The 18,288-nt window shown below is 72.0% G+C and carries 10 protein-coding genes; 4 read left to right on the top strand and 6 right to left on the bottom strand.

The features are described 5' to 3' along the window. A partial coding sequence (locus ABZ845_RS30930) for an amino acid adenylation domain-containing protein (RefSeq protein ID WP_360986512.1) occupies positions 1-4,491 on the top strand: 4,491 nt, incomplete at its 5' end. 200 nt (positions 4,492-4,691) lie between these two features. On the opposite strand, the gene ABZ845_RS30925 is transcribed toward ABZ845_RS30930, so the two are convergent. From ABZ845_RS30925 to ABZ845_RS30905, 5 genes are all read right to left on the bottom strand, one after another. Beyond that, entirely contained in the window at positions 4,692-5,462 is a 771-nt protein-coding gene (locus ABZ845_RS30925; protein ID WP_360986509.1) for an alpha/beta fold hydrolase, read from the bottom strand. Positions 5,463-5,489: 27 nt separating this feature from the next. Then, a complete protein-coding gene (locus tag ABZ845_RS30920) occupies positions 5,490-7,259 on the bottom strand; it encodes a non-ribosomal peptide synthetase (protein ID WP_360986506.1) in 1,770 nt (589 codons plus the stop codon). Between the two features lie 79 nt (positions 7,260-7,338). Further along, positions 7,339-8,343 carry a TauD/TfdA family dioxygenase gene (locus tag ABZ845_RS30915; RefSeq protein WP_360986503.1) on the bottom strand — a complete coding sequence of 335 codons (1,005 nt, stop codon included), beginning with the start codon at positions 8,341-8,343 and terminating at the stop codon, positions 7,339-7,341. 164 nt (positions 8,344-8,507) lie between these two features. Further along, a complete protein-coding gene (locus ABZ845_RS30910) occupies positions 8,508-9,368 on the bottom strand; it encodes an ABC transporter permease subunit (protein ID WP_360986501.1) in 861 nt (286 codons plus the stop codon). Continuing rightward, complete coding sequence (locus tag ABZ845_RS30905) at positions 9,365-10,294, bottom strand: ATP-binding cassette domain-containing protein (RefSeq protein ID WP_360986498.1); 930 nt, start codon at positions 10,292-10,294, stop codon at positions 9,365-9,367. Before ABZ845_RS30905 ends, ABZ845_RS30910 begins: the two co-directional genes overlap by 4 nt. A 133-nt stretch (positions 10,295-10,427) precedes the next feature. Here ABZ845_RS30905 and ABZ845_RS30900 point away from each other — a divergent pair, with 133 nt between their 5' ends. Next, on the top strand, positions 10,428-11,624 hold the full coding sequence (locus ABZ845_RS30900) for a sensor histidine kinase (protein ID WP_360986495.1): 1,197 nt from the start codon (positions 10,428-10,430) through the stop codon (positions 11,622-11,624). After that, entirely contained in the window at positions 11,621-12,298 is a 678-nt protein-coding gene (locus ABZ845_RS30895; protein WP_360986492.1) for a response regulator transcription factor, read from the top strand. The genes ABZ845_RS30900 and ABZ845_RS30895 overlap by 4 nt, the downstream gene beginning before the upstream one ends. A gap of 85 nt (positions 12,299-12,383) precedes the next feature. On the opposite strand, the gene ABZ845_RS30890 is transcribed toward ABZ845_RS30895, so the two are convergent. Beyond that, entirely contained in the window at positions 12,384-13,322 is a 939-nt protein-coding gene (locus tag ABZ845_RS30890; protein WP_360986489.1) for a TauD/TfdA family dioxygenase, read from the bottom strand. Between the two features lie 403 nt (positions 13,323-13,725). On the opposite strand from ABZ845_RS30890, the gene ABZ845_RS30885 reads away from it, so the two are divergent. Next, positions 13,726-18,288 (top strand): amino acid adenylation domain-containing protein (locus ABZ845_RS30885; RefSeq protein WP_360986486.1); only part of this gene is annotated, 4,563 nt, incomplete at its 3' end.

Raw genomic sequence — 18,288 nt, 5'->3', positions numbered from 1 at the left:
CACCCGCAGGTCGCGCAGGCTGCCGTGGTCGCCCGGGAGGACGTGCCGGGCGACAAGCGCCTGGTGGCCTACCTGGTACCCGCCGACGCCGACACGGAGCCCGCTGCCCTGGCCGCCGCGGTCCGGGAGTTCGTGGCTGAGCGGTTGCCGGAGCACTTGGTGCCCTCCGCCGTGGTCGTGCTCGACGCCCTGCCGCTGACCGCCAACGGAAAGCTGGACCGCAAGGCCCTGCCCGCCCCGGATCGCGCCGGCGGCGCCGGTTCCGGCCGGGGACCGCTGAGCGTGCAGGAGGAGCTGCTCTGCCAGGCCTTCGCCCGGGTCCTCGGCCTGGAGACGGTCGGCGTCGACGACGACTTCTTCGCCCTGGGCGGGCAGTCGCTGCTGGCCACCCGCCTGACCAGCCGGGTGCGCGCGGTCCTCGGGGTGGAGCTGCCGATCCGGGTGCTGTTCGAGAACCCGACGCCGGCCGCGGTCGCCGCCGCGCTGGGTGAGGCGGCCCAGGGCCGCGGCGCGCTGGCACCGATGGCGCGGCCGGAGCGCCTGCCGCTGTCGTTCGCGCAGCGCCGCCTGTGGTTCATCGCCCAACTGGAGGGCCCGAGCCCGACGTACAACATCCCGCTGGCCCTGCGACTGTCCGGTCCGCTGGACCGGGTGGCCCTCGAAGCCGCGCTGCGGGACGTGATCGAGCGGCACGAGGTGCTGCGCACGGTCTTCCCCGCCGTCGACGGCCAACCCCACCAGCGGATCCTGCCGGTCGACCAGTGCGGCTTCGAGCTCGCCGTCACGGAGGCCCCCGAGGCCGACCTGGCCGGCGCGGTGGCCCGGGCCGCCGCGCACGGCTTCGACCTGGCCGCCGAGATCCCGCTGCGGGCACGGCTGTTCGTCACCGGTCCGCAGGAGCACGTCCTGCTCCTGTTGATGCACCACATCGCCGGTGACGGCTGGTCCACCACCCCGCTGGCGCGTGACCTGGCGGCCGCCTACACGGCACGTCAGGCGGGCCGGACACCCGCGTGGACCGCGCTACCGGTGCAGTACGCGGACTACACGCTGTGGCAGCGGGAACTGCTCGGCTCGGAGGACGACGCCGACAGTCTGCTGGCCGCGCAGGTCGGATACTGGCGCGAGGCGCTGGCGGGGGTGCCGGAGGAGCTGACGCTCCCGGTCGACCGGCCGCGCCCCGCGATGCCGTCCTACCGCGGCCACGAGACCGGCCTGGAGGTCCCGGCCGAGTTGCACGCCCGGCTGCTGACGGTGGCCCGGGAGCGGGGTGTGACCCTGTTCATGGTGCTGCAGGCCGCCCTGGCCGTGACCCTCAACCGGGTCGGTGCCGGCAATGACATCCCGATCGGTACGGCGATCGCGGGCCGCACCGACGAAGCCCTGGACGACCTGGTCGGGTTCTTCGTGAACACTCTGGTGCTGCGCACCGACCTGTCGGGCGACCCGAGCCTCGGCGAGCTGCTGGAGCGGGTCCGGGAGACGGGCCTGGGCGCGTTCGCGCACCAGGACGTGCCCTTCGAGAAGCTGGTCGAGGAACTGGCCCCGGCCCGCTCACTGGCCCGCCACCCGCTGTTCCAGGTCATGCTGACGGTGGAGAACACCGGCTCGGCCGACGGCGGTGCGGCGCCGGAGCTGCCGGGACTGCGGGTCGGCCCGCAGGCCGCGAGCACGGCGGCGGCCAAGTTCGACCTGGACGTCAGCCTCGCCGAGGCGTTCGACTCCCAGGGCGCTCCGGCGGGCCTGCGCGGCGCCGTCATCGCGGCGGCGGACCTGTTCGACGCCGGGACCGCCGGGCGGCTTGCGGGCTGGCTGCTGCGGGTGCTGGAGGTGATCGCCGAGGAGCCGCAGACCCGGCTGGCCGCCGTGGAGCTGCCGAATCCGGCGGAGCGTCGGCAGGTCATCGAGGACTGGAACCGGACCGCCAGGGCGACGGCGCCGGCCACGGTGCCGCAGCTGTTCGCGGCCCAGGCGGCCCGGACTCCGGCGGCGACCGCACTGGCCGGCGACGGCTTCGCGCTGTCGTACGCGGAACTGGACGCGCGGGCCGACCGGCTGGCGCGGCTGCTCGCCGACCAGGGCGTCGGCCGGGGGTCGCTGGTGGCCGTGGCCATGGAGCGCTCGGCCGAACTGGTGGTGGCGCTGCTGGCGGTCCTCAAGGCCGGCGGTGCCTATCTGCCGGTGGACCCGCAGTACCCGGCGGAGCGGATCGAGTTCATGCTCCGGGACGCCGCGCCCGCCCTGGTGCTGACCGTGGCCGACACGGCGGCGACGCTGCCCCCGGCGGCGCCGGCACGGCTGGTGCTGGACGATCCGGAGACGGTACGTGCGCTGACGGACCGGTCCGGCACGGGGCCGGCCGGGGCTGGGGCGAGCCCGGACGACGCCGCCTACGCCATCTACACCTCGGGCTCCACCGGCGTCCCGAAGGGCACCCTGGTGACGCACCGGTCGATCGACCGGCTGGTGCGCGACTCGAACTTCATCGAGCTGACCGGAGACGATGTCGTCGCGCAGTTGTCGTCGGCGTCGTTCGACGCGGCAACCTTCGAGATCTGGGGTGCGCTGCTGAACGGGGCGACGCTGGCCGTCGCGCCCGCCGGGGTGCCGTCCGTCGCCGAGCTAGGCCGGTTCCTGGCGGAGCGTGAGATCACCGCGGTGTGGCTGACGGCGGGCTGGTTCCACGAACTGGTGGACGCCGATGTGGAGTTGTTCCGCGGTCTGCGGTACGTACTGGCCGGTGGTGACGTGCTGTCGCCTGCGCACTGCCGCACGCTGCTGGAGCGGGTGCCGTCGGTGCGGCTGCTGAACGGCTACGGGCCGACCGAGAACACCACGTTCACCGCGGTGCAGCCGGTCGGCGACGTCGACCTGACGCGCGGTGCCGGGGTACCGATCGGCCGCCCGGTCTCGGACACCCGGGTGTTCGTGCTGGACGAACGGCTGAGGCCCGTGCCGGTGGGCGTGGTCGGCGAGCTCTACACCTCGGGTGCCGGACTGGCGCGGGGCTACGTCAACCGGGCCGGGCTGACCGCCGAGAGGTTCACGGCCTGCCCGTTCGGCGCGCCTGGCGAGCGGATGTACCGCACCGGTGACCGGGCGCGCTGGAACGCTGACGGGCAGCTGGAGTTCGCCGGGCGCACCGACGAGCAGGTGAAGATCCGGGGCTTCCGGGTCGAGCTCGCCGAGGTGCGGGCGGTGCTCGTCCAGCACCCACGGGTCGCCCAGGCCGAGGTCGTCGCCCGCGAGGACGCCCCGGGCGACACCCGTCTGGTCGGCTACGTCGTGCCGGCAGACGGGGACAAGACCCCCGCCCCATTCACCGCCGACCTCCGCGAGTTCGTCGCGGACCGGCTGCCGGCCTACCTGGTCCCGGCGGCGCTGGTGGTGCTGGATGTGCTGCCGCTGACGCCCAACGGCAAGGTGGACCGCAGGGCGCTGCCCGCCCCGGACTACGCCGCGGCAGCGACCGGTGGCCACGGGCCGGCCGGCGTTCTCGCGACCACCGTCCGGGAGGCCTTCGCGGAGGCCCTCGGGCTGCCGGAGGTCGGCATGGACGACGACTTCTTCGCACTCGGCGGGCACTCGCTCCTGGCGATGTCGCTGGTGGAGAAGCTGCGGGTGCGGGGTGTCTCGGTCGCGGTGCGCGATGTGATCACCGCCCCGACGCCGGCCCGCCTGATGAGCACCCTGAACCTGTCGGCCATCCAGGACTCGCTCGGCACGCTGTTGCCGATCCGCACCGAGGGCGACAAGCCGCCGTTCTTCTGCGTCCACCCCGGCAGCGGGCTCAGCTGGGTCTACCTGCCGCTCGCCGGCCACGTGCCGGACGGCTACCCGATCTACGGGCTGCAGGCCCGCGGCCTGGACGGCAGTGGTGAACTCGCCTCCTCCCTCACGGAGATGGCCGCGGACTACGTCGAGCAGATCCGCACCGTGCAGCCGAGCGGTCCCTACCAGCTGCTGGGCTGGTCGTCCGGTGGGCTGGTGGCGCACGAGATGGCCGTGCAGCTGCAGGCCGCAGGCGAGGAGGTGTCGGCCCTGGTCATCCTGGACTCGTACCCGCCCGACCGGGACGCGGACACCGCCCCCGAGCCGGAGCGGGCGGTGGGCGGGCCGGCGGACGACGCCGACTCCTTCGAGGCCTGGAAGGTCCGGGAGATCGCCCGGAAGACCGAGGAGACGCGCGAGCAGGTCGGCGCGGTGCTCGGGGGAGTCGCGGAGGACGACGTCCGCAGGTTCGCGGAGGTGTTCGTGAACAACGCCACGGTCCGCCGCGGTCACGAGTTCGGCCGGTTCGAGGGCGACGCCTTGGTGCTGGTCGCGGCCGAGGGCCGCACCGAACACGACGCCGACCCGGAGACCTGGCGGCCCTACGTCTCCGGAACCGTCGTGGCGCCCCGGCTGGCGTGCACCCACGACGGGATGGCCCGGCCCGAGACGCTGGCGGAGGTGTGGCTGGCGGTGGCCGACTGGCTCGGCCTGGACTGACCGTCCGTCCCAACGGCCCGGGGGCCGGCCACCAGCACTGCGGGTGGCCGGCCCCCGGCTTTGTGCCCCGTGGCCGGCCCCGGCCCGCGGCCACCGGCCCCGGGAGCGCGGTGCCGAGCTCGGAAGGGCGGGCGCCGGGCTCATGGCAAAGCGGGCGCCGAGCTGGACTCCAGCTCGGCGCCCGCTATACCGGCGGCTCGTCAGGACGTGCTGAACACCCCGCCGAGGGCCGGGATCCGGTTCGGGAGCTGTGCCCACACCTCGGGGGTGTAGAAGTGTCCGCCGGGCAGCACGTCGTGCCGGTACTCGCCGAGCGCCAGCTCGCGCCACTGCTCGCCGGCGTTCGGCTCGATCACGGTGTCCTGCGCGCCGGTCAGCACGTGCAGCGGCACGCCGACCCTGGCGCCGGGGACGTAGTGGAAGGTGTCCCGGACCCGGATGTCGGCCCGCATCAGTTCCAGCGCCAGCTCCTGGAGGTCCGGGTCCGCCAGCACGTGGTCGGGCATCATGCCGTGCATGGTCATCCATGTGAGCAGCTGCTCGTCGGTGTCCTGCTGCGCCGGGAACATGTCCTGGGGGGTCAGGCCGCGGCTCGGGGCGTTCGCGGACGACACCACCAGCGCCTCCGGGGTCCGGCCGCCGAGCCGTTCGATCCGGACGGTGACGTCGAAGGCCATCCAGCCGCCCATGCTGTGACCGAGCAGCACGTACGGGCCCTCGGTGGCGGCGGCGAGCACGGCCTGGGTGGCGTCCTCGGCGAGGGCGTCCCAGTCCTCGGCGAACTCCTCCAGGAAGCGTCCCTCCCGTCCCGGGTAGCAGATCGCCGCGAGGTCGACTTCGGGCGGCAGGACGTCGCCCCACTGGTGGTACTGCCCGGTGCCGCCTCCGCAGAAGCCGAGGCAGACCAGGGTGCGGGCGGGGTTCGCCGTCCGGCGGGAGCGGACGACGACGAGATCCTGGGCGGTGGCCATGGATGGAGTCCCTTGCGATGTGATGGATCAGGAGATGTCGGACGCCGGGGCGAGTCTGGCCTCGACGAAGGCGGCCAGCTCGCGGAGCTCCGGGTGCTGGTACACCTCTTTGGTCCGAAGGGTGACGCCGAGCTCGCGCTTGATCCGGCCGATCACCCGCAGGGCGACGAGCGAGTGGCCGCCCAGGGCGAAGAAGTTGTCGTCGGCGCTGATCCGGTCGCGACCCAGGACGTTCGCCCAGACCTCGGCGATCAGCTTCTCCACCACGCTGCACGGCTCGACGATCTCCGCGTCGGCGGGTGCGACGTCCGGGGCGGGCAGCGCCGCCCAGTCGACCTTGCCGTTGACGGTCAGCGGAACCGCGTCCACCGCCACGAAGACCGAGGGGACCATGAACTCGGGGAGCACGGGCGCGCAGTGGGCGCGGAGCTCGTCGGCGGTCAGCGACTCGTCGCCGAGATAATAGGCCACCAGCTGGCTGCCCAGCGCCGGGTCCCGGTAGTCCGTCACCACCGCGGTGGTCACCAGCGCGTGGGAGGCGACGGCCGCCTCGACCTCGCCGAGCTCGATCCGGTAGCCGCGGACCTTGACCTGGCGGTCGACCCGGCCGAGGAAGTCCAGGGTGCCGTCGTCACGCCGCCGCACCCGGTCGCCGGTGCGGTACATACGCTCGCCGTCCGCCGCGAACGGATCGGCGACGAAGCGCTCGGCGGTCAGCGCGGACCGGTTGACGTAGCCGCGGGCCAGCCCGGGGCCGGCCAGGTACAGTTCGCCCTCCTCACCGGCGGCGACCAGCGGCCGCAGATCGTCGGCCAGCACATAGGCCCGGGTGCCCGGCAGCGGGTGCCCGATGTGCGGTCCGTCGCCGGTGATCCAGGCGGTGACGGCGTCCACCGTGCACTCGGTCGGGCCGTACAGGTTGACCACCTCGATCAGGCCGTCCGCGGTCGCCTGGACGATCTCGTGCCAGGTGCGCTCCGGCACCGGCTCGCCGCCCATGAACAGCCGTGGCACCGGCCGGTCCTGGCCCCGCTCCAGCAGGCAACCGCGCAGCAGCTCCCAGTGCGAGGGGGTGAGGTCGAGGTCCTGGACCCGGTGGGCGTCGAGCACGCCGCGGAGCTGGACCGGGTCGGTGCGCTGGTCCTCGTCGAGGACGACGACGGTGTCGCCCCGGCAGACCCGGACCCACTGCTGCACCGACGCGTCGAAGGAGACGCTGGCGTTCCAGGCGACCACCCGGGGCGCCGGGGCGTAGACACCGGCCGTCTCCAGGGCCGCGACCAGGTCGGCCACGGCACCGCGGCCGACCTGAACTCCCTTGGGACGGCCGGTGGAACCCGACGTGTAGATCACATAGGCGGTGTCCAGGGGCCCGGCGACCGGCACCTCCACCCGCTCGCCGGCCGCGGTGGCCGGGTCGAGCACCGCGACGCCCGTGGAGGCCGACTGCCGGCCGGGCTCGGCCAGCAGGATCCGAATGCCCGCGTCACCGGCCATGAACTCCAGCCGTTCCGAAGGGTACTGAGGGTCCAGCGGAACGTAGCCCGCGCCGGCCCGCCACACCGCCAACAGGGACACGACCAGCCGTACGCCCCGCTTCAGGCTGACGCCGACCAGATCGCCCACGCCGACACCGCGGGCGGTCAGCGCACCCGCAAGTACGGCGGAGTGCTGGTCGAGCTCGGCGAAGCTGAGCTCACCGTCCGTGCCCCGCACGGCGATCCGGTCCGGGTCCTGCCGGACGGCACGGCGGAACCGTGCCACCAGGTCGACCGGGTTCTGAACGAGGTCAGTCACGACACTAGCTCCTTGCACCATGGAATCGGGCGTGGCGCGGCGATCAGACCGGCCCGGCCTGACGGGCGCCGATCGTGGGTCAGGCGAACGCGGGCGCGGCCTCGACGGTCGGTCGGCAGTCCGCGAGCTCGATCGGCGCACCCATGGCCACCACGATCTTCCGGTCGCCACGGAAGGGGTCCCGGCCGTGCGCGGTGAGGATGTTGTCGACCAGCATCAGGTCGCCCGGCTGCCAGGTCTCGCGGACCGTCGCCGTGTCGTACGCCGCCTGGATGGCCAGCAGGTCGTCGCTGGTCAGTGGTTGGCCGTCACCGAATTCGGTGTTGAACGGGAGGCCGTCGCGCCCGAACTCGTCGACCAGGGTCTCGCGCAGCTCCTCGTCCAGCGCCCACTCGTTCCAGAAGAGCAGGTGGTTGAACCACACCTCGGCACCGGTCGACGGATGGGTGATGACCCCGGGCCGGATCTGGCCGGTGCGCAGCCCGCCGTCCTTCTGCCAGGAGCAGCCGATCAGGCTCTCGGCGCAGTAGCGCTCCACCTCGTCGGTGTCCTCGGTGGCGAAGGCGGTCTGCCAGTCGGTGGAGATGTGCTCGGAGAAGCTGCGGGTAAGCCGCCAGCCGACCGCCCGCAGCTTGGCGACCAGCGCGGCGGGCAGCGCCTCGAGCACCTTGCGGCAGTCCGCCACCGGGGTGGCACCGCCCTGCTCCGGCGCGGTCAGGCAGCCGAACAGCAGCAGGCCGGGAAAGGTCAGCGTGTAGCTGTTCTCGTTGTGCATCCGGATCGACTGAGAGGCCGGCAGGTCGGTGGAGGAGAACACGTCGTCACCGAGCCTGCTGCGCGGGGTGGCCTTCTCCCGGTACGGGGTCCGCTCGCTGACGAGCACGTCGCGGATCGCCGCGAAGTCCTCGACACCGGCCATCGGCAGGCCGCGCAGGTAGACCGCGCCGTACGTGTGCAGCGCTGCCGTCAGCTGCGGGCGGACGTCCTCCAGCCAGGCACGTACCCCGGCGATGTCGGTCAGGCCGGCGACGTGCGTCATGGCCGGTTTGCCGGTGGCGACTTCCCAGTTCAGCGTTGGTGACACCCGCTCAGGTCCCTTCCGTGTGTCGATCCAGCCGGCCCCACGTTATTCCGAGGGGACGCACCCGGGTAAGGCGTTCAGCTGCCTGATCAACTGCTGCGCAGCGCACGTCAACGGCCTTGGTGGTGAGCTGAAGTCACCTTCCAAGACGGTTGAGTGACGATTCGTCAGACATCGCGGCGGCGCAACACCATCACCACGACGACGACCGAGACGACGGCCCAGCAGATCAGCGCGGTCCAGGCCGCCGGCACCGAGGGAATGCGCTCCACGATGTGCCCGTGGGCCATGATGCACAAGCGGTACCACGAGTAGGCGGGCATCGTGTTGCCGATGTCGGCCCGCAGGTTGTTGCTGAGCAGCGGCAGCGGCGCCTTGAAGACCAGCGGACCGACCAGGAAGAAGGCCAGCACGGCGAAGACGGTGCCCGCGGTGTTGCGGATCAGCGCGGCCAGTCCCATGCCGATCAGACCGCAGACCGGGACCATCAGGGTGGTGGCCAGGATGCTGCGCCCCACGCCCGGGGTGCTGAACGAGTAGCCGTTGATCCGGCCGGAGAAGACGGCGAAGGTGACGGCCCAGATGGCGACACTGAGGATCAGGCCGACGGTGGCCATCACACCCGCCACCACCCCGACCTTGGCGAGCATCACACGGTTGCGGTCCGGCACGGCGATCAGGCTGGTGCGGATCAGCCCGGACGCGTACTCGCCGGCGATGGTCATCGCGCCGATCGTGCCGACGGTGGCCTGCAGCAGCATGAACGTGGGGCCGTCGAAGGCATCGTGCGCCGGATCGGGGTCGGCCCTCATCCAGTTGGTCATCGTCGGCCACGCGTCGTAGGTCGTGACCGCGGCCCTGTACGCGAAGTACACGTACATGACGACCAGGCAGCCCAGCACAATGGCGGTCGACCGCAGCGACCAGAGCTTGATCCACTCGGAGCCGAGCAGGTCGCGCCAGCGGGCTCGCCGCTCGGTGGACCCGGCGTGGGACGCGGAGACCGAGGTGTTCATGGTGGCGGTCACCGACCCGCACCCCCGTCGGCCGTGGCACTGGCGCGGTACTGGACGGCGTTGGCGGTCAGCTCCATGAACGCGTCCTCCAGCGTGCCGCCGTGCGCGGTGACCTCGTGGACCCTGATGCGGTGGGTGAAGGCCAGCTCGTTCACCTGCGCCGCAGTGAGGCCGGCGACGGTGACGCTCTCCTGTCCGGTGATCTGCACCGAGCCGCCCGCGTTGCCCAGCACCTGCGCCAGCGCCTGCGGATCGGGGGTGCGGACCACGACCTGGCTCGTGGTGGCCCGGGCGGCGAAGGCGACAACCGACTCGTCGGCGATCAACCTCCCGCCGCCGATGACGACCAGATGGTCGGCGGTGTGCTCCATCTCGCTCATCAGGTGGCTGGAGACGAAGACGGTGCGGCCCTCGGCGGCGAGCCGGCGGAACAGCTCGCGCGCCCAGCGGATGCCCTCCGGGTCCAGGCCGTTCACCGGCTCGTCGAACAGCAGCACCGGCGGGTCACCGAGCAGCGCGGTGGCGATACCGAGCCGCTGGCGCATGCCGAGCGAGTAACCGCCGATCCGCCGCTTGCCCGCGTCCCCCAGGCCGACCGTCTCCAGCACCTCCTGGACCCGGCGCCGCGACAGACCGTTGCTGCGGGCGAGCGCGGCCAGGTGCGCGTTGGCGGTGCGTCCCTTGTGCACGTCGTTGGCGTCCAGCAGGGCGCCGACGTGATGCAGGCCGGTGCCGAAGTCGCGGAACTGGCGGCCGTTGATGGTGGCGGTGCCGCTGGTGGGCGTGTTCAGACCCAGCAGCATGCGCATCGTGGTGGTCTTGCCGGCACCGTTCGGGCCGAGGAAGCCGGTCACCTGACCGGGCTGCGCCGAGAAGGTCAGGCCGTCCACGGCGACGACGCTGCCGTACCGCTTCGTGAGCTCGTTGATTTCGATCACGACATCGATGGTTCCGCGGACGGCGGGGTGTCGCATCAGTCCGTGGACCGCATTCGCAGCGCCTCGCATCAGCCTGCGGGCTGAAGCCCGCGGAGCGATCCCGCTGATCGGCCCGGCAGTTAGCATCTCAAGCGTGCGCCGTCCTTCGAAGCTCCTCGCCCCGCTGCGTCGATTCTCGGCGCTGCTGAGACGGCTGTCCCCGGACGCCCTGGCAGCCCTCAGCTGGTGTGCGGTGCCCCCCTACGCGCTGGTGCTCTACGCCACCATGCCGCAGCCCCTCCATCCGGTCTTCATGCAGGCGGACGTACTCCGGCCGGCGCCGCTGAGTGTGCTGCTGCTGGCCGTGGTCATGGCGCTGCCGATCGGCTGGGCCAGCCGGCGCCCGCCACAGGTCCTCGGCGTGGTCCTGGCCGAGGTGGTCACGGCCAGAGCCTTCGGAGAGAAGAGCTGGCCGCTGTTCCTCGCCGCGGCCGTCCTGGTCTTCTACATCGCCACCAACCGGTCGCGCCGGACCGCCGGGCTCGCGCTGGCCGCCACCGTGGTCGTCTGGTTCGCCGACTCGTTGAGCTTCCGCTCCACCACAGCGGCCCTGCGCTCGCTCACCGGCCCGTCGTCGCTGATCATCGTGATGACCGCGTTCGCATGGATCGTGGGGAGCTGGATCCGGCTGCGGCAGACCCACACCGAGGCGCTGCGCACCCAGGCCGCCAAGCAGGCGGTCCAGGACGAGCGGCTGCGGATCGCCCGCGAGCTGCACGACATGGTCGCCCACAGCATCGGAGTCATCGCGATCCAGGCCGGTGCGGCGAGCCGGGTCATCGAGACCCAGCCGGCCAGTGCGCGCGAGGCGCTGAGCGCCATCGAGGACACCAGCCGGGAAACCCTGGCGGGGCTGCGGCGGATGCTCGTCGCACTGCGGGAGGCCGACTCGGACCATGCGGAATCCGCCCCGGCACCGGGCCTGGCGGATGTCGAGCGGCTGGCGGCGACCGCGGCCGATGCCGGGGTCCGGGTCGAGGTGCGCTGGAGCGGGACGCGCCGCCCGCTGCCTCCCGAAATCGATCTGTCCGCCTACCGGATCATCCAGGAGTCGGTGACCAACGTGGTGCGCCACGCGGGGGCCGCCCGGTGTCGGGTGTCCGTCGACTACACGGAGGAAGAGTTGTCCATCGAGGTCACCGACGAGGGTCGCGGAGGCGCTCCGACGAGCGTCGGCAGCGGCTACGGACTCGTCGGCATGCGCGAGCGGGTCGGCCTGCTGCACGGCCAGTTCTCGGCCGGACCGCGGCCGGAAGGCGGCTACCGGGTCGCGGCGAGGTTGCCGGTATGACGATCCGTACCGTGCTGGCCGACGACCAGCCGCTGGTGCGCGCCGGGCTGCGCATGCTGATCAACGACGCCCCTGACATCGACATCGTCGGAGAGGCCGGCACCGGTGCCGAGGCGCTCCAGCTGGCCCGGGAGCACCAGCCCGACGTCGTGGTGATGGACATCCGGATGCCCGTCATGGACGGCATCGAGGCCACCCGGCGGATCAAGGCCGAAGGCCTGCCGACGCGCGTCATCATGCTCACCACGTTCGACGACGACGAGAACGTCTACGCCGCGCTGCGCGGAGGCGCCAGCGGGTTCCTGGTCAAGGACATGGTGCTGGACGACATCCTCGCCGCGATCCGGGTGGTCGCCGCCGGTGACGCGCTGATCGCACCGGGGGTCACCCGGCGCCTGATCCAGGACTTCGCCGAGCAGGGACCGGCGCCCGCCCAGCGGGCCGCGGCCGCCGCGCCGCGCCGCGTGATCGACGGGATCACCGAACGCGAACGCGAGGTCCTGATCCTGATCGGGCGCGGCATGTCCAACAGCGAGATCGCCGCTCACCTGTACATCAGCGTGGCGACCACCAAGAGTCATGTGGCGCGCCTCCTGGCCAAGCTGGAGGTACGCGACCGGGTCCAACTCGTCATCGCCGCCTACGAAGCGGGCATGGTCTCACCCAACGGCTGAGCCCCGCCCCGACGGCCTCCGGCCGCCCTGCACACACCCCGGACCAGGGCGGCCGGTCCTTCGGTCTCCTCGTGCGTACGGTCCGTCAGTGCGACATGGCGACCAGCACCCGCCGGCTGCCGGCGAAGGCCCGGCGGCCGTGCGCGACCGCGAGGTTGTCGATCAGCAGCACATCGCCCCGCTGCCAGTCGACGTCCACGGCCAGCGCCAGCCCCTGGTCCCGCACCTCCCGTACGAACTCGTCCGGAATCGGGGAGCCGTCGGCGAAGGTCACCGACTGGGGCAGCTGGTCCGCCGGCACGATCGAGGCCAGTTCGCCCATCGTCTCCTCACCCAGGGTCGCCGGGTGCCACTGGTCCGCCTGGTTGAACCAGAGCTCCGCACCGGTGACCGGATGAAGGATCGTCGACGGCCGGACGTGCCGGGTCCGCAGCGCGTTCGACGTCGTCCACTCCCACTCCGCCCCGGTGGGGGCGAGCAACTCCTCCACCTCGGCGCGGTCGTCGGTCTCGAAGGTCGCCTGCCAGCTCTTGCCGAAGCCCCGGCCACCGTGCAGGTACTGCCGGTAGCAGAGGCCGCCGCTGAAGGCGTCCCGGATGCTCCCGTCCAACTCGGCCAGCCACCGCGCACTGTCCAGCAGCGGCGTGGCGCCCCCCGTGGCGGCCGGCTGGACGCAGCAGAAGAGAAGCCGCGCAGGCCAGGCCGGCGCGTAGGAGAGTTCGTTGTGCATCGAGATCGCGTACTCGGGCGGATATTCCGTCGAGGTGTAGACGTTTTCCCCGACCTTGGTCCTCGGTGTGTTTCCGTGGATGTACGCCAATCGCTCGGGAAGAAGCATCGGCATCACCTCCGCCAAGGCCGCCTCATTGACACCGAACCCCCTGAAAAGCAACGCCTGATGGCGTTCCAGGAGAGCCTTTACGTCGATCGAATCGAGGTGCTCCCGCAACCCCAGGGTGGTGGCCTGGACACCGGCGTGCTCGGGAGTGATGTGCTTCGGTGCCCAGTCCTGCCGAGTGCTCATGGGATATCTCCTGTGTGATTGCGGCATCGGGCCGACGGCGTCCAAGTGCCGCGGCGCCGCAGTTGAACGGTTCCGGTCGGCCGGCCGACTGCCGCGAGAGGGCGCAGCGCACCGCTGTCCTACCACCGCCGCACCGGCCTCCCAAACCCGGCGTGAACTCGTCGGCGGCCGCGCCGAATCGGGCCACCGGCCACGACGACGACCTCTATTGATCGCCTGTGTGAACGCATGTCAGAGTGCCTGGTGAGGGATGTCCGCTCGCCCGGATGCCACCGGCGGGCTCGCTCTTCCGGCCATGCTCGGCCGACGTCCGAACACGAACTGCTTGACGATATGTCAGTCCGCTGGGGCATGCCGTCATTTGCGCGGAAATCTGCGATCGAATGATTGGGGAATCACGGCCATGTCTGGATCCGAGCGCAAACTCCAGGAGCTGATGGCCGGACAACTCGGCATTTGGCATGCGCAGCAGCTCGCGCCTGACAGCCCGGTCTTCAACATCGCCGAGTACCTGGAGATCCAGGGCGGGCTGGACGTCGACCTCTTCGTGCGGGCACTGCGGCAGACCCTGGACGAGGCGCACGCCTTCCGGCTGCGCTTCCGCGAGGTGGACGGGGTGCCGCAGCAGTACGTTTCCGACGCGGGCGAACACCCGATCCACGTGGTGGACGTCAGCGCCGAGCCCGACCCCCGGGCGGCCGCGATGGAGTGGATGCATGCCCAGGTGCGCCGCCCCGCGAGCCTGCACACAGGACCGCTGCACTCGCAGGCCGTGCTGCGGCTCGGCCCGGACCTCTGCTACTGGCTCCAGTGCGCTCACCACCTGATCGCAGACGGCTACAGCGGTATGCCGTTCACCGCCCGGCTGGCCCAGATCTACGCCTCGCTGCTCGCCGGCGAGGACCCCACGGCCGGGGCGCTGGAGCCGCTGGCCCCCCTGCTGGACGCGGACCGCGCGTACCGGACGTCGGCCGAGTTCGGCCAGGACCGGGACTACTGGCTCGACGTCCTGGCCGACCTTCCCCAGAGCACCGGCACCGCCGGGTCGGGCAAGCGCCGGCTGCCGCAGCCCAGGATCCGGCACACCGAGGCGATCGACAGCGGTGCGGCCATGGACCTGAAGGCGGCCGCGCGCAGGCTGCGGACCAGCCTGGCCGGACTGATGATCACCGCCGCGGCCGTCTACCACCACCGGGTGACCGGTGAGCGGGACGTCATCCTGGCCACCCCGGTCCTCGGCCGGGGCAAGGGAGAGCTCGGCATCGTCGGTATGACCGCCAACGTCATGCCGGTCCGCCTCACCATCGACCGGGACACCTCGATCGCGGACCTGGTGCGGCAGGCCTCCCGGGCCGTGCGCGACGGCCTGAAGCACCAGCGCTACCGCTACGAGGACATCATCCGCGACCTGCGGCTCCTCGACGCCGGTCCGCTGTTCGGCCTGACGATCAACGTCATGTCCTTCGCGTACCCGGTCCGGTTCGGTGACTGCGTCACCACGGCGCACCACCTCTCCTCCGGGCCGGTCGCGAGCCTCCAGCTCAACGTCATGCACCGGTTCGCAGACGGCAGTATCCGGGTCCACGGCGACGTCAACCCGGAGCTGCACGACCAGGCGGCGGCCGAGGCCGCCACCCGGCGCTTCATGGCCGTGGTCGACTGGCTCGCCACCGCCGAGCCCACCGAGCCGGTCAGCCGCGCCGACCTGCTCACCGAGGCCGAACGCCACCAGGTGCTGACGGAATGGAACGCCACGGACCGCCGGCTGCCCCGGGGCCTGGTGCCGCAGCTGTTCCAGGCACGGGCGGCACGGACCCCGGACGCGGTCGCGGTGGCCTGCGGCGGCGACGAGCTGTCCTTCGCGGAGCTGGACGCCCGCGCCAACCGCCTCGCCCACTACCTGGCGGCACAGGGCGTGGGCGCCGAGTCCCTGGTGGGCCTGTGCCTGCCGCGTGGCGTCGACGCCCTGGTGGCGCTCCTGGCGGTCTGGAAGGCGGGAGCGGCCTACGTTCCGCTGGACCCGGAGTACCCCGCTGAGCGGATCGCGTTCATGCTCTCCGACAGCCGCGCCTCGGTGCTGCTCGGCCTGGCGGAGATCCTCGACGAGCTGCCCCTGGGGCGGATCCGCACGGTGGCGCTGGACGACCCACTGGTGACAGGGGGACTCGCCGGGCAGCCCGCCACGGCGCCGAAGGCCTCGCCGGCGGCCGGGCAGTTGGCGTATGTGATGTACACCTCGGGGTCGACGGGCCGGCCCAAGGGCGTCGCCGTCACCCATGGAGGCCTGGCGAACTACGTACTGTGGGCGGCGGACTCCTACGGCATGGCTGCGGGCGGCGGTGCCCCACTCCACTCCTCGCTGGCCTTCGACCTGACCGTCACCAGCATGCTGGTGCCGCTGGTCTCGGGCTCGGCGGTACGGATCAGCCCCGTCGGCGGCGCCGAGGGGCTCGCGGAACTCATCCGCAACAACTCGGAGTTCGGCCTGGCCAAGGTGGTGCCGGGGCATCTGCCGCTGTTGGCGGAGCTGCTGGCCGACGACAAGGTGGCCGGCGCGTCCCGGCGGTGGATCGTCGGTGGTGAGGCCCTGCAAGGTGCCGATGTGCGAGCCTGGCTCAAGCGCGCACCGGACACGGTGGTGGTGAACGAGTACGGTCCGACCGAGACCGTGGTCGGCTGCTGTGTCCACGAGTTGATGACCGGTCAGGAGATCCCCGACGCGGTGCCCATCGGTCGTCCGATCGCCAACACCCGCCTATATGTACTGGACGAACACCTGCAGCCGGTGCCGGTGGGCGTGCCGGGCGAACTGTACATCGCCGGTGCGCAGCTCGCACGGGGCTATGTGAACCGTCCGGGGCTGACCGCAGAGCGTTTCGTGGCCTGTCCGTTCGAGCCGGGTACCCGGATGTACCGTTCGGGCGACCTGGCCCGCTGGACCGCCGACGGGCAGCTGGTCTACGCGGGCCGCGCGGACGAGCAGGTCAAGATCCGCGGCTTCCGCATCGAGCTGGGCGAGGTCCAGGCGACCATCGCGAGACACCCGGGCGTGGCACAGGCGACCGTCGTGATCCGGGAGGACACCCCGGGCGACAAGCGCCTGGTGGCCTATCTGGTGCCCGCCGACGACTCCGCCGAGACCACCCTCCTCACCGCCGCGGCACAGGAGTTCACCGCCGAGCGGCTGCCGGACTACATGGTCCCCTCGGCGGTCGTCGCACTCGACGCCCTGCCCCTGACGGCCAACGGCAAGCTGGACCACAAGGCGCTCCCGGCGCCCGAACACACGGCAGGCGAGAGCCGGAGCGCGGCGACCGTGCAGGAGGAGCTCCTGTGCGGGGCGTTCGCGCAGGTGCTCGGCGTGGCGAGCGTCGGCGTCGACGACAACTTCTTCGACCTGGGCGGGCATTCGCTGCTGGCCACCCGGCTGGCGAGCCGGGTGCGGGCGCTGCTAGGTGTGGAGCTGCCCATCCAGGTGCTGTTCGAGGTGCCCACCCCCGCGGGACTGGCGGCCTGGGTGGCCGGAGCGACACCCGGCCGGGTGCCGCTGACCGCGGCCACGCGCCCCGAGCGGGTGCCGGTCTCCTTCGCCCAGCGCCGGCTGTGGTTCCTGGACCGGCTGGAGGGGCCGAGCACCACCTACAACGCGTCGATGGCAGTCCCGTTGACGGGCAGCCTGGACCGGCAGGCACTGGCCGGTGCGTTCCGCGACGTGATCGAGCGGCACGAGGTACTGCGCACGGTCCTCCCGGAGCTGGACGGCGAGCCCTACCAGCGGATCCTCCCGGTCGACGAGGCCGGCTTCGAGGTGACCGTCACCGCGGTGGAGCGGGACGCGCTGGACGAGACGGTGGCCGCGACCGTGGCCCACACCTTCGACCTCGCCACCGAGATCCCCCTACGGGCCGCGCTGCTCGCCGTAGCCCCGGAGGAGCACGTCCTCGTCCTGCTGGTGCATCACATCGCGGGTGACGGGTGGTCGACCGGCCGACTGCTGCGCGACCTGTCCCAGGCGTACACCGCCCGGCTGGCCGGCGAGGCACCCGATTGGACCGAACTGCCCGTGCAGTACGCCGACTACGCGCTCTGGCAGCGCGAGCTGCTCGGTGCCGAGCACCAGCCCAGGGCCGTACTGAGCCGCCAGGTCAGCCACTGGCGTGACGCGCTGGCCGACGCGCCGGAGGAGCTGGCGCTGCCGGCCGACCGGCTGCGGCCGTCCGTGGCCACCCACCAGGGCCACGCCGTCGAACTCGACATGGACGGCGAACTGCACCGCGACCTGCGGAGCCTGGCGCGGGAGCGGGGCGTGACCCTGTTCATGGTGCTGCAGGCCGCGCTGGCAGCCACCCTCCACCGCCTCGGCGTCGGCAGCGACATCCCGATCGGCACGGCCGTCGCCGGACGCACCGACGAGGCCCTGGACGACCTGGTCGGCTTCTTCGTCAACACCCTGGTCCTGCGCACCGACCTGTCGGGTGACCCGACCTTCACCGAACTGCTGGAGCGGGTTCGCACGGCGGACCTCGACGCCTTCGCCCACCAGGATGTGCCGTTCGAGCGCCTGGTGGAGGAGCTGGCGCCTGCGCGTTCGCGAGCCCGGCATCCGCTCTTCCAGGTCATGCTCAGTGTGCAGGACCACGCCTCGGCAGGCGGCGACGCCTCGGCGCTGGAGCTGCCCGGCCTCCAGGCCGGCCGACCGGCCACGAGCGCGACGGTGGCGAAGTTCGATCTCGATCTCAGCCTCTCCGAGGTGTTCGACGCCGAGGGTGCGCCGGCCGGTATCCGAGGCGGGATCGTCGGCGCGGTGGATCTGTTCGAGGCTCTGACGGTCCAGCGCATCGCAGGGTGGCTGGTCCACCTGATGCGGCAGCTGGTCGCCGACCCCGCGGCGCGGCTGTCGGCAGTGGAACTGCTGGACCCGGCGGAGCGCCGGGTCGTGGTGGGGGAGTGGAACGACACGGCGGTG

The organism is Streptomyces sp. NPDC047022 (assembly GCF_040644155.1).
Classification (GTDB): domain Bacteria; phylum Actinomycetota; class Actinomycetes; order Streptomycetales; family Streptomycetaceae; genus Streptomyces.
Note: the sequence above shows the minus strand (reverse complement) of the source record. Positions and strands in the feature narration are given on the sequence as shown.